Source organism: Streptomyces sp. VTCC 41912 (assembly GCF_045799175.1).
GTDB lineage: Bacteria > Actinomycetota > Actinomycetes > Streptomycetales > Streptomycetaceae > Streptomyces > Streptomyces albulus_C.
Genome location: NZ_JBJMAB010000041.1, coordinates 15,788 through 29,443 on the forward strand (window position 1 = coordinate 15,788; position 13,656 = coordinate 29,443).

Genomic DNA, 13,656 nt, shown 5'->3' on the forward strand with positions numbered 1-13,656 from the left:
CAACCCGACGACCCCGGACACGAGTCCATAACGATCACGCGCACCCGGTGGAGCGCCGGTGACGGACCGGCCCGGTGGCGGTCGCCCATGTCAGGGCGGCGGGTCCGATCCCCGGACACGCGTACGGCCGCGGTCGCCCGCCGGTTACCGTAAAGGCACCATGAGCGCATCGCAGATCCCGCCTGCCGCCGCCGCACCAGGCGAAGACGAACCGACACTCCTCGTCAAGATCTTCGGGAAGGACCGGCCCGGCATCACCGCGGGCCTGTTCGACACCCTCGCCGCCTACGCCGTCGATGTCGTGGACATCGAGCAGGTGGTGACCCGGGGCCGCATCACCCTGTGCGTGCTGGTCACCACCCCGTTCCCCGACCAGGGCACCACCGGGTCCTCCGAGGGCGACCTTCGGGCCACCGTGCACAGCTGGGCCGAGTCGCTGAACCTCCAGGCCGAGATCATCTCCGGCCGCGGCGACAACCGTCCCCGCGGTGTCGGCCGCTCCCACGTCACCGTGCTGGGACACCCGCTCACCGCGGAGTCGACGGCCGCCATCGCCGCGGCCATAACGGCCACGGGGGGCAATATCGACCGTATTTTCCGGCTCGCCAAGTATCCGGTGACGGCCGTGGAGTTCGCCGTCTCCGGGGCCGAGACCGAGGCGCTGCGCACCGTGCTGGCCCCGGAGGCCGCGAAGCTCGGGGTGGACGTCGCGGTGGTCGCCGCCGGGCTGCAGCGCCGGGCGCAGCGGCTGGTGGTGATGGACGTCGACTCCACCCTCATCCAGGACGAGGTCATCGAGCTGTTCGCGGCGCACGCCGGCTGCGAGGCCGAGGTCGCCGAGGTGACGGCCGCCGCGATGCGCGGCGAGCTGGACTTCGAGCAGTCGCTGCACGCCCGCGTCGAGCTGCTCCGCGGCCTGGACGCGTCCGTGGTGGACCTGGTCCGCAAGGAGGTGCGGCTCACGCCGGGAGCGCGCACCCTGGTCCGCACCCTCAAGCGGCTCGGCTACCAAGTCGGCGTGGTGTCGGGCGGTTTCACCCAGGTCACCGACGCCCTCCAGGAGGAGCTGGGGCTGGACTTCGCCTCCGCCAACACCCTGGAGATCGTCGACGGCAAGCTCACCGGGCGGGTCACCGGCGCCATCGTGGACCGGGCCGGCAAGGCCCGGCTGCTGCGGCAGTTCGCGCACGAGGCCGGGGTGCCACTGGTGCAGACCGTCGCGATCGGCGACGGCGCCAATGACCTGGACATGCTCAACACCGCCGGGCTGGGGGTCGCCTTCAACGCCAAGCCGGTGGTCCGCGAGGCCGCGCACACCGCCGTCAACGTGCCGTTCCTGGACACCGTGCTCTATCTGCTGGGAATCACCCGCGAAGAGGTCGAGGCGGCGGACACCCACGTGGAGTGAGCCGCGGGGCCCTGGGCCCGGTGCTCGCGTTTCCCCGGGGAACGCCCGCCCGGGCCCCGCTCCGCTCGCCGTCTCCGGCCCCGGACAGCCGGAAGGCCCCGGTGCGCACCTCGCGCACCGGGGCCTCGTCGTCGGTCACCCGCCGCCGCGGGCCGCTCACCGCCCGGGGCGGGCACCCCGGTGACCGGTGCGCGGCCGGGCCGGGCGCACGCTGGGGCCGGGCGTCGCCACGCGCCTAGGCGTGCGGCGACCAGAACGCGACGAGCCGGCCGACGCCGTGCTCGACCGACTTCCAGGAGCCGGTGAACGTCAGCACCGCCACGGCCGACGTGGGGAATCCGCTGCGGTTCATCCGCGCCAGCAGATCCCCGTCGGCCTCCCCCGCCAAGGCGTCGGCGAGGGCGTGCACGCCGGGATTGTGCCCGACGACCAGCAGGTCGCTCACTTCGTCGGAGGTCTCGTTCAAGATCGCGATGAGCTCGCCGAGGGAGGCTTCGTAGAGCCGCTCGTCGTAGACGGTCTTCGGCCGCTGCGGAAGCTCGGAGACGACCAGCTTCCAGGTCTCGCGGGTGCGCGTGGCCGTCGAGCAGAGGGTCACTTCGGGGGTGACACCGGCACCGGCCAGCCAGCGGCCGGCGACCGGGGCATCCTTGCGGCCGCGATCGGCGAGCGGACGCTCATGGTCGCTCTCGTCCGACCATTCGGCCTTTGCGTGTCGGAGCAGGACAATCCGGCGGGGTGTATCGACGCTCATGCGTCCCAGCTTCGCACGAAACCCGCCGCCCGGCGCGGGGTGTTGAGGCGCTCCGTCCTGCCGGGTGACCCCGTCGGGAGGCCCCGGCGCGCGGGCCGCGCTCACCCTCCGAGCCGGAGCACCCGGGCGAGGAACTCCAGCAGCGGCGCCAGGCTCTCCGGCGCGCGCGGCGCACCGGCGGCACTCGCCGTACCCGGGCTCGCCACCAGCACCAACAGGACGACGAACGAGACGGTCGGCAGCGCCAACCCCCACCACGGCAGGGCCTTCCGCAGACGCGGTGCCCGGGCTGCGGACGGGCGGCTGAACGCGGCGGACATGACGGGCTCCCAAGGGGTCGCGGGACCGGCGCGGCCGTGAACGGCGGCGCGCCCACCGCGGTTCCGCGGTGTGACGACGACGCTACGCAGTCGCGACGGCCCTTCCCATCCGGGAAACCACCCATTGATCCCTGACGCCCGCCCCCTAGGGGATCGGGGGACAACCCCACCCCGGGGCACGGCGACCGGGCCGCGGGGCCGGCCGCCGCGGGATCATGGCGCGGCGATGCTCGCGATGATCCCGACGACGACGGTCACCCCGAGCATCAGGGCCAGGACGAGCAGCAGTTTCTTCTGGCTGCCCTGCGGATTCGGTTCGAGCACTGGCATGCGCCCAGTGTCGCACCCGCCCACCGCGCCGCTCCCGCCAGGGCTCGCAACCGGGTGCGAGCGGCGCGGCACGCGATCCTCACGGCACCGTCCGCACGGCACCCTCCGCGCCCCACACCGACGGGCGGCCGGGCCGACGGGCCGACGGCGCTCAGCCCCCGACCGCCGCCGTCACCGCTCGTCCTCGATGCGGCGGTTGCGGCCCGCCAGCACGCCCACCGCGATCTGCGGCACCATCAACCCGATCATCAGCGCGATCGGCAGTCCCCAGCCACCGCTGTGCTGGTAGAGCGTGCCGACCAGCAGCGGCCCGGGGATGGAGATCAGGTAGCCGACGCTCTGCGCGAAGGCGGACAGCTTGACCACGCCGGCGGCGCTCACGGAGCGCATCCCGATCATCGTCAGGGCAAGCGGGAAGGCGCAGTTGGAGATGCCCATCAGCAGCGCCCACACCCAGGCCCCGCCGGCCGGCGCCAACGCCAGGCCGGTGTAGCCGGCCAGTCCGCAGACGCCCAGGACGACCACCAGCGGCCCCTGGTGCCGCATCCGGGCCGCCAGCCGCGGCAGCACGAACGAGAGCGGCACGCCGACGGCCATGGTGACGGCCAGCAGCACCCCCGCGGTGCCCGCCGAGACCCCGGCGTCGCGGAAGATCTGCGGCATCCACCCCATGGTGATGTAGGCGGCGGTCGCCTGGAGGCCGAAGAAGACCGCCAGCGCCCAGGCGGTCGGCGACGAGGTGATCCGTATGGGCGTTTCCGCGGTCGCCGGGGTGCCGCCCGCCGGTGCCGAGGGTGATCCGGCCGGCCGGCGCCGCAGCACCACCAGCCACGGCACCACCGCGAGCACGGCGAGCAGCGCCCACACGGCCAGCCCGGTGCGCCAACTGCCGCCGAGCGCAGCGGTCATGGGGACGGTGAGCGCCGCCGCGAGGGAGGTCCCCAGGGCGAGCGCCATCGAGTAGAGGCCGGTCATCGGCCCGACCCGCTCGGGGAACCAGGTCTTGATGACCACCGGCAGCAGCACGTTGCTGACCGCGATGCCGGCCAGCGCCAGCGCGCTGCCGGCCAGGAAGCCGGGCGTACCGCCGGCGTACGGGCGCGCCACGACGCCGACCGCGACCGCGACCATCCCGGCGCAGACGACCGCGCCGGGCCCCCAGCGCCGGGCCAGCCGGGGCGCGGCGAAGCCGAAGACGGCGAAGCACAGGGCCGGTACGGAGGTCAGCAGACCGGCGACGGTGCCGCTCATGCCGAGCCCGTCGCGGACCTCCTTCAGGAGCGCGCCGAGGCTGGTGATCGCCGGCCGGAGGTTGAGGGCCGCGAGGACGAGACCGGCGATCACGATCCCGGGCAGCCAGCGCGGCGCCGAGCCGCGTTCCGGGACGCGCTCGGGTACGGCGGAGGGCCGCGCCGCTCCGGCGTCGGCGGGCGGGGCGGCGGGGGTCCGGGGCTCGGCGGCCGGGCCGAGGGTCGCGAGGTCTTCGTCTGCCATAGGGGTCATCATAGAATCATGGGATGAATAGTTGTCCAGCGGCAGTCGGTAGCCTCGGCTCACCCGCACGGCGCCACGGACCCCGACGGGCCGCCGTCCGCGCCGCCGCCGTCCACCCGGCCCACCGGCCCCAGCACCCCGGAGCCCAGCCATGCCCTTGACCTCGCCCCGCCGGTCCGCGCTGGCCGACCAGGTGATCGCGCAGCTGCGTGCCCAGATCACGTCCGGCGACTGGCCGGTGGGGTCCCGCATCCCGACCGAGCCGGAACTCGTCGAACAGCTCGGGGTGGCGCGCAACACCGTCCGCGAGGCGGTCCGGGCCCTGGCGCACAACGGGCTGCTCGACATCCGGCAGGGTTCGGGCACCTACGTGGTCGCCACCAGCGAACTGGCCGGGGTGATGAACCGTCGGTTCGCCGACGCCGACCCCCGGCACGTCGCGGAACTGCGCTCCGCGCTGGAGACCGAGGCCGCCCGGCTCGCCGCGCACCGCCGCACCGAACAGGACCTGCGCCAGCTCGACGCCCTCCTGGAGCGCCGCGAACGGGCCTGGGAATCAGGCGCCGCGGAGGCGTTCGTGGAGGCGGACGCGACGCTGCACATGGCGGTCGTGGCGGCCTCGCACAACGACGTGCTGGCCGACATCTACGCCGACCTCGGGGGCGTGCTGCGCGAGTTCCTGCGCGCCGACGTCGGCGAAGTGCTGCGCCCCGAGGCGCACATGGACCACGCGCGGCTGGTGGCGGCGATCCGCGCCGGGGACGGCGAACGCGCCGCCGCCGAAGCCAGCGCCCACCCCTTCGGCTGCCGACTGGGGACCGGGCCCCTAGGGGCGGTCGAACAGGTCCCGTAGGGGACGGGAGCGCCCCCTGCGGGGCCACAACGTGGCGGGGGTGGGGGGTATTCCGGAGCGACGCCGGACGTCCCGGACGCACAGCCCCCGAACGCGTACTGCCCGCCCCGGCGGACCGGGGCGGGCAGTACGGGAGTTCGGCGGTACGGGGTGCTGCCGGCGCGTCAGGCGCCCATCATGTGCACGCCGCCGTCGACGTGGATGATCTCGCCGGTGGTCTTCGGGAAGAAGTCCGACAGCAGGGCGACGACGCCGCGGCCCGCGGGCTCGGGGTCGGCCATGTCCCACTGGAGTGGGGAGCGGCTGTCCCACACCTTGGCCAGGTCCGAGAAGCCCGGGATGGACTTGGCGGCCATCGAGCCGATCGGGCCCGCCGAGATGAGGTTGCAGCGGACGTTGCGCTCGCCGAGGTCCCGCGCCATGTAGCGGTTGGTGGCCTCCAGGGCGGCCTTGGCCGGGCCCATCCAGTCGTACTGCGGCCAGGCGAACTGCGCGTCGAAGGTCAGGCCGACCACCGAGCCGCCCTCCTCCGGCATCAGCGGCAGGCACGCCATGGTCAGGGACTTCAGGGAGAACGCCGAGACGTGCATGGCCGTGGCGACCGACTCGAACGGCGTGTTGAGGAAGTTGCCGCCGAGCGCGTCCTGCGGGGCGAAGCCGATGGAGTGGACGATGCCGTCCAGCCCGCCGAGCTCCTCGCGGACCAGGCCCTCAAGGCGGGCCAGGTGCTCGTCGTTGGTGACGTCCAGCTCGACGACCTTGGCCGGCTTGGGCAGCTTCTTGGCGATGCGCTCGGTGAGGGTGGGCCGCGGGAAGGCGGTCAGGATGACCTCGGCGCCCTGCTCCTGCGCGACCTTGGCCGCGTGGAAGGCGATCGAGGACTCCATCAGCACACCCGTGATCAGGATGCGCTTGCCGGCGAGGATTCCAGTGGTGTTCGTCATCGTGCTCAGTGCCCCATGCCCAATCCGCCGTCGACGGGAATGACGGCTCCGGTGATGTACGCGGCCTCGTCGGAGGCCAGGAAGCGGACCGAGGCGGCGACCTCCTCGGGCTGCGCGTAACGCGCCAGCGGCACCTGCTTCACGATGTTCTCCCGCTGCTCGTCGCTGAGCGCCCGGGTCATGTCGGTGTCGACGAAACCGGGGGCGACGACGTTCACGGTGATGTTGCGGCTGCCCAGCTCACGGGCGAGCGAGCGGGAGAAGCCGACCAGCGCGGCCTTGGACGCCGCGTAGTTCGCCTGCCCCGGCGCGCCCATCAGGCCGACCACCGAGGAGATCAGGACGATCCGGCCCTTGCGGGCGCGCAGCATGGCCCGGTTGGCGCGCTTGACCACCCGGAACGTACCGGTCAGGTTGGTCTCCAGGACCGTGCTGAAGTCCTCTTCGGACATCCGCATCAGAAGCTGGTCACGGGTGATGCCGGCGTTGGCCACCAGCACCTCGACCGGACCCTGCTTCTCCTCGATCTCCTTGTACGCCTGCTCGACCTGCTCAGCGTCCGTGATGTCGCACTTCACGGCCAAAAAGCCCGCCGGGGGCTCCCCCGAGCGGTAGGTGATGGCGACCTTGTCGCCTGCCTCGGCGAAGGCACGGGCAATGGCCAGGCCGATGCCGCGGTTGCCTCCGGTGACCAGAACCGAGCGGCTCAAGAGATCACCCTTTCCGTTTTCTGTCCGTCTTGCGTTCGGTACGAAACTATCGGTCGGGCGGCCCGTACGGAGAATCGAGCCCACACAGGGGCGCGCCCCCGTTCACTGTCGGGTCTCCACAGAAGCACGGCATGATGCATCCGCCGACTACCGGAGGATGCCGTGCCAGCCGCACCCCATGACCTTGACGAGACCTTCCGCGCGCTGCCGCTGCGCGCCCTGGCCGACGCCGCACTGGCGCGGGCCCGGGCGCTGGGCGCGGAGCACGCCGACTTCCGCCTGGAGCGGGTGCGCAGCGCGATGTGGCGGCTGCGCGACGCCCGCACGTCGGCCACCTCCGACACCACCGACCTGGGCTACGCGGTGCGCGTGGTGCACAACGGCGCCTGGGGCTTCGCCGCGGGCGTCGACCTGACGATGGACGCCGCGGCGCGGGTGGCCGGGCAGGCGGTGGCGATGGCGAGGCTGTCGTCGACCGTGGCGGAGGCCGCCGGCGGCGGGGCCCCGGGGAGCGGCGGCGATCGGTGGGCGACGGGCGGGCGGGTGGAGCTGGCCGAGGAGCCCGTCCACCCGGACCGCACCTGGGTCTCGGCGTACGACGTCAACCCGTTCGACGTGCCGGACGCGGAGAAGACCGGGCTGCTGGCCGAGTGGAGCGCCCGGCTGCTGGCCGCACCGGGCGTGGCGCACGTCGACGCGCACCTGCTGGCCGCCCAGGAGAACAAGTTCTACGCGGACACCGCGGGGACCAGCACCACCCAGCAGCGGATCCGGCTGCACCCCGAACTCACCGCGGTCGCGGTGGACCCGGCCACCGGCGACTTCGAGTCGATGCGGACGCTCGCGCCACCGGTCGGCCGCGGCTGGGAGTACCTCACCGACGGCGGCTACGACTGGGACGGTGAACTGGCCGCGATCCCCGGGCACCTCGCCGACAAGCTCCGCGCCCCGAGCGTCGAGCCCGGCGCCTACGACCTGGTGATCGACCCGTCCAACCTCTGGCTCACCATCCACGAGTCGGTGGGGCACGCCACGGAACTGGACCGGGCGCTGGGCTTCGAGGCCGCCTACGCCGGCACGTCCTTCGCGACCTTCGACCAGTTGGGGACGCTCGTCTACGGCTCGCCGTTGATGAACGTCACCGGCGACCGGACCGCCGAGCACGGTCTGGCCACCGTCGGCTACGACGACGAGGGCGTCGCCGCGCAGTCCTGGGACCTGATCACGGACGGCATCCTCACGGGGTACCAACTCGACCGCAGGACGGCGAAGTTGGCGGGCTTCCCGCGCTCCAACGGGTGTGCCTTCGCGGACTCCCCCCATCACGTGCCGGTCCAACGGATGGCCAACGTCTCGCTGCGCCCGGCGCCGGACGGCCCGTCCACGGACGCGCTGATCTCGGGTGTGGAACGCGGCATCTACCTGGTGGGGGACCGTTCGTGGTCCATCGACATGCAGCGTCACAACTTCCAGTTCACCCAGCAGCGGGCCTTCTTGATCCGCAACGGGCGGCTGGCGGGTCAGCTGCGGGACGTCGCCTACCAGGCCACCACCACCGACTTCTGGGGTTCGATGACCGCGCTCGGCGGTCCGCAGACCTACGTCCTGGGCGGCGCCTTCAACTGCGGCAAGGCCCAGCCGGGCCAGATCGCGGCGGTCTCCCACGGCTGCCCCTCGGCCGTCTTCGAGGGCGTGAACGTCCTCAACACGACGCAGGAGGCCGGGCGATGAGCGCGCACCACCCCTCGGGGCGGGGGTCCGGGGGCCGTTCCCCGGGCCGGCACACCTTCAACACGACGCAGGAGGCGGGTCGATGAGTCCGCGCGGTACCCGCAGCAACCGGCCGGACGAGATCGTCGAGCGGGCCCTGGAGCTGTCCCGCGCCGACGGTTGCGTGGTCATCGCCGAGGAGCACTCCAGCACCAATCTGCGCTGGGCCGGCAACGCCCTGACCACCAACGGCGCCACCCGCGGCCGGACGGTCACCGTCGTGGCGACCGTGGACGGCGCCCGGGGCACCGCCTCCGGCGTGGTGTCCCGGTCGGCGGTCACCGCGCAGGACCTGGAGCCGCTGGTGCGGGCCGCGGAGGCGGCCGCCCGGGACGCCGGACCGGCCGAGGACGCCCAGGCGCTGGTCGCGGACGGCCGGACGACCGCCGGCTTCACCGACCCGCCGGCCGGGACCTCCCCGGACGTCTTCGCCGCGTTCGCGCCGGCCCTCGGGGAGTCCTTCCGGCAGGCCCGGGCCGGCGGGCGCGAGCTGTACGGCTTCGCCCAGCACAGCGTGGTCTCGTCGTACCTGGGCAGCTCGACCGGGCTGCGGCTGCGGCACGACCAGCCCACCGGGACGCTGGAGCTGAACGCCAAGTCGCCGGACCGCACCCGGTCGTCCTGGGCCGGCCGCGCCACGCGGGACTTCACCGACGTCGATCCGCGGGCGCTGGACGCCGAACTCGCCCGGCGGCTGGGCTGGGCCGAGCGCCGGATCGAGCTGCCGGCCGGCCGCTACGACACGCTGTTGCCGCCGAGCTCCGTCGCGGACCTGCTGGTGTACCAGCAGTGGTCGGCCACCGCCCGGGACGCCGCGGAGGGCCGGACGGTCTTCTCCAAGGCCGGGGGCGGTGCGGGCGCCGCCGGGACCCGGATCGGCGAGCGGGTCGCCGGGCTGCCGCTGACGCTGCGCAGCGATCCGGCGGCGGCCGGGCTGGAGTGCGCGCCGTTCGTCCTCGCCCACACCTCGGGCGAGGACGCCTCGGTCTTCGACAACGGGCTGCCGCTGGCCGCCACCGACTGGGTGCGCGAGGGGGTGCTCAACCGGCTGGTGGCCACCCGGCACGGTGCGGCGCTGACCGGGTTGCCGGTGGCGCCGGCGGTCGACAACCTCCTGTTGGAGGGCGGCGGTCCGCGGGACCTCGACGCGATGGTGGCCGCGGCGGGCCACGACGGGCCGGCGCTGCTGCTGACGTCCCTGTGGTACATCCGGGAGGTCGATCCGGCGACGCTGCTGCTGACCGGGTTGACGCGGGACGGCGTCTACCTGGTGCGGGACGGCGAGGTCGTCGGCGAGGTGAACAACTTCCGGTTCAACGAGTCGCCGGTGGACCTGCTGGGCCGGGCCACGGAGGCGGGCCGCACGGAGCGGACGCTGTCGCGGGAGTGGGGCGACTACTTCCCGCGGACCGCGATGCCGGCGCTGCGGGTGCCGGACTTCCACATGAGTTCGGTCAGTCCGGGCGTGTGAGTGGGCGCCGGGCGGGCGGTGCGGGGGCCGCCGCCCGGTGCGGGGCGGCCGGCCCGGCACCGGCCGGACCGGCGGATATCGCGGTGAGCGGCGCCGTGCGTGCCTAATAGACTGTCGCCCTGTCCTCCCCTCGGGGAACCACGATCGATCAGGAACGCCATGACACGCCTCGGCGAATCCGTCGCCCGCGCCCGCACGCTGCTCTCCGCCGACCTCTCCTCGGACGACACCGTCCGGGAGCTGCTCCAGGAGACCCGCGAGCGGCGCTATCTCGACCTGACGGACCTGTCGCCCAAGGAGCAGGCCGAGCTCATCGCGTCCCGCACGGTCGAGGTGCTGCCGGGCGTGGAGAAGCTGGCCGAGCGCATCGAGGAGCGCCGGTCGGCCGGCGAGGGTCTGCACATCAAGTTGGGCATCGACCCGACGGCGACCGACGTGCACCTCGGTCACGCGGTGCCGTTGATCATCCTGAGCCGGTTCCAGCGCCTCGGCCACGACGTCACCCTGATCATCGGCGACTTCACCGCCAAGATCGGTGACCCGTCGGGTCGCACGGCGGAGCGGCCGCCGCTGACCGACGCGGACATCGCGCACAACCTCGCCACGTACCGCGAGCAGGTGCGTCCGTTCTTCGACTTCGAGAAGGTCAGCTTCCGGCAGAACAGCGAGTGGCTGGCGCCGTACACCTTCCCGGAGCTGCTGGGGCTGCTCGCGCAGGTGCCGGCGTCGCAGCTGCTCCAGCGCGAGGACTTCCGCAACCGGCTGGCGGCCGGCTCGGGTCTGACCATGACCGAGCTGCTGTACCCGATCGCGCAGGGGCTGGACTCGGTGGCGCTGGGCTGCGACGTCGAGCTCGGCGGCTCCGACCAGCTGCTCAACCTCCAGATGGGCCGCAAGCTGATGGAGCTGCGCGGGCAGCGGCCGCAGCTGGTGGTGACCATGCCGCTGATCGAGGGCACGGACGGCAGCGGCGCCAAGATGTCCAAGTCCAAGGGCAATTACGTCGGGCTGAGCGCGCCCGCCGACGACGTCTTCGGCAAGATCATGTCGGTGCCGGACCGCCTGATGGAGCCGTACCTCAAGGCGTGGACCGAGTGGACCGACGAGGAGATCACCCTGGCCCTGGGCCGGATCGCCGAGCGGTCGATGCACCCGATGGACCTCAAGAAGGTCCTCGCGGGTGAGGTCGTGGCGGCGCTCTACGGGCTGGACGCGGCGATGGCGGCGCGGGCCGGTTTCGTGGCCCAGTTCTCCAAGAAGTCGTTCGCGGACGTGGAGTCGCTGCCGGTCGTGGACGTCGCGGAGCACGGGGAGCTGCCGGTCGCGGCGGTGCTGACGACGGTGCTGGAGTTCACTCCGAGCGCCTCGGCGGCGCGGCGGCTGGCGAAGCAGAACGCGCTGCGGCTGGTGAGCGAGGGCGACTCCGGCCAGTCGACGGTGGTGCTCGCCGAGGCCGACGCGGTGCGGCCGCTGGCCGAGGTCCTGGCGGAGAAGCTGTCCGGCACCAAGGGCGTCGCCTACTTGAAGGCCGGCCGCAAGCTGGCGCAGCTCACCGGGCGCTAGCCCTCCCGGTCCGTGCCGGCCGTCGGCCGGGGCCGCTCGTCGTGCTCCTCGCAGGAGCCCGGCGGGCGGCTACGTCATCCGGGGTACGAGGCGGTCCGCCGACGACGTGACCCGGTCTCGTAGGGCCGGGAAGGGCGGCGTACCGTGGGATCTGACCGGAATGCGGGGAGAATCCGGCACGACGGAGCAGGTGGTGGAACGTGATGCGGAAGCACAGCGGTGGCGGCGAAACCTTCCGGATCACGGGAGCGCGCCAGGGGCTGACCGAGGACGTGCGCGGGCGCCAGCGGCGGTACGTGATCTCGATGGCGGTGCGGACCCTGGCCGTGGTGCTCACGGCCGTGCTGTGGAACATCGAGCGACCGGTTGCCATTGCAACGCTCGTGATCGGCATGGGGCTTCCGTACGTCGCGGTGGTCATCGCCAACGCCGGTCGGGAGAACGTCCCTTCGCTGCCGTCGACGTTCGTCAAGCCCGTACGGCGGGCGCTGCCGGCGGAGCCCGCGGAATCCGTTGCGGAACGTCCGGCGGAGGGGTCTTCGTCGTCGCGCGAGGAGCGGGACTGAGCTTCGCTGGCGGCGCTTGCTCAGCAAAGCTCAAGAAAAGCTCAGATCAATCATGCGGTTCCGCTGCGCCATGCACCATTCCCCATGACATACTGCGTACGCGCTCCGCATCCCCCGTCGGAGCGACGGACCGACGCCGGGCGGCTCCCCCCGTGGCTGCCCGGCGTCGTCATGTCCGCACGGCGCGACGCCCCTGGAGAGCGGCCCCGGTGCGGCGCGCGGCGGGACGTAGGGTTGAGGCGTGAACTCCCCGAACACTTCAGAGAATTCCCTCATCTGCTCGGCCAAGGGCTGCCGTGCCGACGCGGTGTGGGTGCTGGCCTGGAACAACCCGAAGCTGCACACCCCGGACCGGCGCAAGACGTGGTTGGCGTGTGAGGAGCATCGGGAGCACCTGTCGCAGTTCCTCGCCGTGCGCGGGTTCCTCAAGGACGTGGTGACGCTGGCGGAATGGGAGCGGGTTCGGTCAGCCTCCGATGGCTGACATGGGGCGGTCCGGTTGGAGGAAGGTGGGGTCGTCGAGGCCGGATCCCGCCTTCTTGCCCCACATGGCCAGCTTCCAGAGGCGGGCTATCTCGGCGTCGGGGGCGCCGGAGCGCAGGGCGCCGCGCAGGTCGGACTCCTCGGTGGCGAAGAGGCAGGTGCGGACCTGGCCGTCGGCGGTGAGCCGGGTGCGGTCGCAGGCGCGGCAGAACGGGCGGGTCACCGAGGCGATCACGCCGACACGGTGCGGGCCGCCGTCGACGATCCAGCGCTCGGCGGGGGCGGAGCCGCGCTCGTCCTGGCCCTCGGGGGTGAGGGTGAAGCGGGTGCGCAGCGAGGTCAGGATGTCGCCGGCGGTGATCATTCCGTCGCGCTTCCAGCCGTGTTGGGCGTCCAGCGGCATCTGCTCGATGAAGCGCAGCTCGTAGTCGTTCTCGACGGCCCAGGCCAGGAGGTCGGGGGCCTCGTCGTCGTTGAGGCCGGGCATCAGGACGGCGTTGACCTTGACCGGGGTGAGGCCGGCGGCGCGGGCGGCTTCGAGGCCCTTGAGGACGTCGTCGTGCCGCTTGCGGCGGGTCAGGGCCTGGAAGACGTCGGGCCGGAGGGTGTCGAGGGAGACGTTGACCCGGTCCAGGCCGGCGGCCTGGAGGGCGGTGGCGGTGCGTGCCAGGCCGATGCCGTTGGTGGTCAGTGACATCCGGGGGCGCGGCGCGAGGGCGGCGACCCGCTCGACGATGCCGACCAGGCCGGGGCGGAGCAGGGGCTCGCCGCCGGTGAAGCGGACCTCTTCGACGCCGAGGTCGCGCACGGCGATGTCGATCAGCCGGACGATCTCGTCGTCGGTCAGCAGGTCGGGCTTGGCCAGCCACTGCAGGCCCTCTTCGGGCATGCAGTAGGTGCAGCGCAGGTTGCACCGGTCGGTCAGTGAGACCCGCAGGTCGGTGGCCACGCGGCCGTAGGTGTCGATGAGCATCTGGCCCCCTCCCCGAG

The 13,656-nt window shown here is 72.9% G+C and carries 14 protein-coding genes; 7 read left to right on the forward strand and 7 right to left on the reverse strand.

The window, feature by feature from the left end:
* Positions 1-160 precede the first annotated feature (160 nt).
* Positions 161-1,408, forward strand: a complete 1,248-nt coding sequence (gene serB / locus ACJ6WD_RS34990) for a phosphoserine phosphatase SerB (RefSeq protein ID WP_233658322.1) — start codon at positions 161-163, stop codon at positions 1,406-1,408.
* Between the two features lie 235 nt (positions 1,409-1,643).
* Here the strand turns inward: serB and ACJ6WD_RS34995 are convergent, their stop codons facing one another.
* The 4 genes from ACJ6WD_RS34995 to ACJ6WD_RS35010 form a co-directional block, all read right to left on the reverse strand.
* Positions 1,644-2,162, reverse strand: a complete 519-nt coding sequence (locus tag ACJ6WD_RS34995) for a histidine phosphatase family protein (protein WP_233658320.1) — start codon at positions 2,160-2,162, stop codon at positions 1,644-1,646.
* A 101-nt stretch (positions 2,163-2,263) separates the two neighbouring features.
* Positions 2,264-2,482, reverse strand: coding sequence for a hypothetical protein (locus tag ACJ6WD_RS35000; protein WP_016571711.1), 219 nt, complete (start codon positions 2,480-2,482; stop codon positions 2,264-2,266).
* 213 nt (positions 2,483-2,695) lie between these two features.
* Entirely contained in the window at positions 2,696-2,812 is a 117-nt protein-coding gene (locus tag ACJ6WD_RS35005; protein WP_018541214.1) for an SGM_5486 family transporter-associated protein, read from the reverse strand.
* Between the two features lie 171 nt (positions 2,813-2,983).
* Positions 2,984-4,306, reverse strand: a complete 1,323-nt coding sequence (locus ACJ6WD_RS35010; protein WP_376444109.1) for a CynX/NimT family MFS transporter — start codon at positions 4,304-4,306, stop codon at positions 2,984-2,986.
* Between the two features lie 151 nt (positions 4,307-4,457).
* On the opposite strand from ACJ6WD_RS35010, the gene ACJ6WD_RS35015 reads away from it, so the two are divergent.
* Entirely contained in the window at positions 4,458-5,159 is a 702-nt protein-coding gene (locus ACJ6WD_RS35015; protein WP_233658317.1) for a FadR/GntR family transcriptional regulator, read from the forward strand.
* Positions 5,160-5,323: 164 nt separating this feature from the next.
* Here the strand turns inward: ACJ6WD_RS35015 and fabI are convergent, their stop codons facing one another.
* Both fabI and fabG read right to left on the reverse strand, forming a co-directional pair.
* On the reverse strand, positions 5,324-6,103 hold the full coding sequence (gene fabI, locus ACJ6WD_RS35020; protein WP_016572662.1) for an enoyl-ACP reductase FabI: 780 nt from the start codon (positions 6,101-6,103) through the stop codon (positions 5,324-5,326).
* A 5-nt stretch (positions 6,104-6,108) separates the two neighbouring features.
* On the reverse strand, positions 6,109-6,813 hold the full coding sequence (fabG, locus tag ACJ6WD_RS35025) for a 3-oxoacyl-[acyl-carrier-protein] reductase (protein ID WP_016572663.1): 705 nt from the start codon (positions 6,811-6,813) through the stop codon (positions 6,109-6,111).
* Between the two features lie 162 nt (positions 6,814-6,975).
* On the opposite strand from fabG, the gene ACJ6WD_RS35030 reads away from it, so the two are divergent.
* The 5 genes from ACJ6WD_RS35030 (at position 6,976) to ACJ6WD_RS35050 (ending at position 12,667) form a co-directional block, all read left to right on the forward strand.
* Positions 6,976-8,544, forward strand: a complete 1,569-nt coding sequence (locus tag ACJ6WD_RS35030; protein ID WP_407617236.1) for a TldD/PmbA family protein — start codon at positions 6,976-6,978, stop codon at positions 8,542-8,544.
* Between the two features lie 82 nt (positions 8,545-8,626).
* Positions 8,627-10,054 (forward strand): metallopeptidase TldD-related protein, encoded by a 1,428-nt coding sequence (locus ACJ6WD_RS35035; protein WP_407617237.1) that lies wholly within the window; start codon positions 8,627-8,629, stop codon positions 10,052-10,054.
* Positions 10,055-10,213: 159 nt separating this feature from the next.
* Positions 10,214-11,617 carry a tyrosine--tRNA ligase gene (gene tyrS, locus ACJ6WD_RS35040; protein WP_016573715.1) on the forward strand — a complete coding sequence of 468 codons (1,404 nt, stop codon included), beginning with the start codon at positions 10,214-10,216 and terminating at the stop codon, positions 11,615-11,617.
* Between the two features lie 203 nt (positions 11,618-11,820).
* Complete coding sequence (locus ACJ6WD_RS35045; RefSeq protein WP_016573716.1) at positions 11,821-12,183, forward strand: DUF3099 domain-containing protein; 363 nt, start codon at positions 11,821-11,823, stop codon at positions 12,181-12,183.
* Positions 12,184-12,424: 241 nt separating this feature from the next.
* Complete coding sequence (locus ACJ6WD_RS35050) at positions 12,425-12,667, forward strand: hypothetical protein (protein ID WP_055583864.1); 243 nt, start codon at positions 12,425-12,427, stop codon at positions 12,665-12,667.
* On the opposite strand, the gene moaA is transcribed toward ACJ6WD_RS35050, so the two are convergent.
* Positions 12,650-13,639: a GTP 3',8-cyclase MoaA gene (gene moaA, locus ACJ6WD_RS35055; RefSeq protein WP_038518649.1), complete on the reverse strand. Its 990-nt coding sequence runs from the start codon at positions 13,637-13,639 to the stop codon at positions 12,650-12,652. The two genes, ACJ6WD_RS35050 and moaA, sit on opposite strands and share 18 nt — an antisense overlap.
* Between the last annotated feature and the right edge of the window lie 17 nt (positions 13,640-13,656).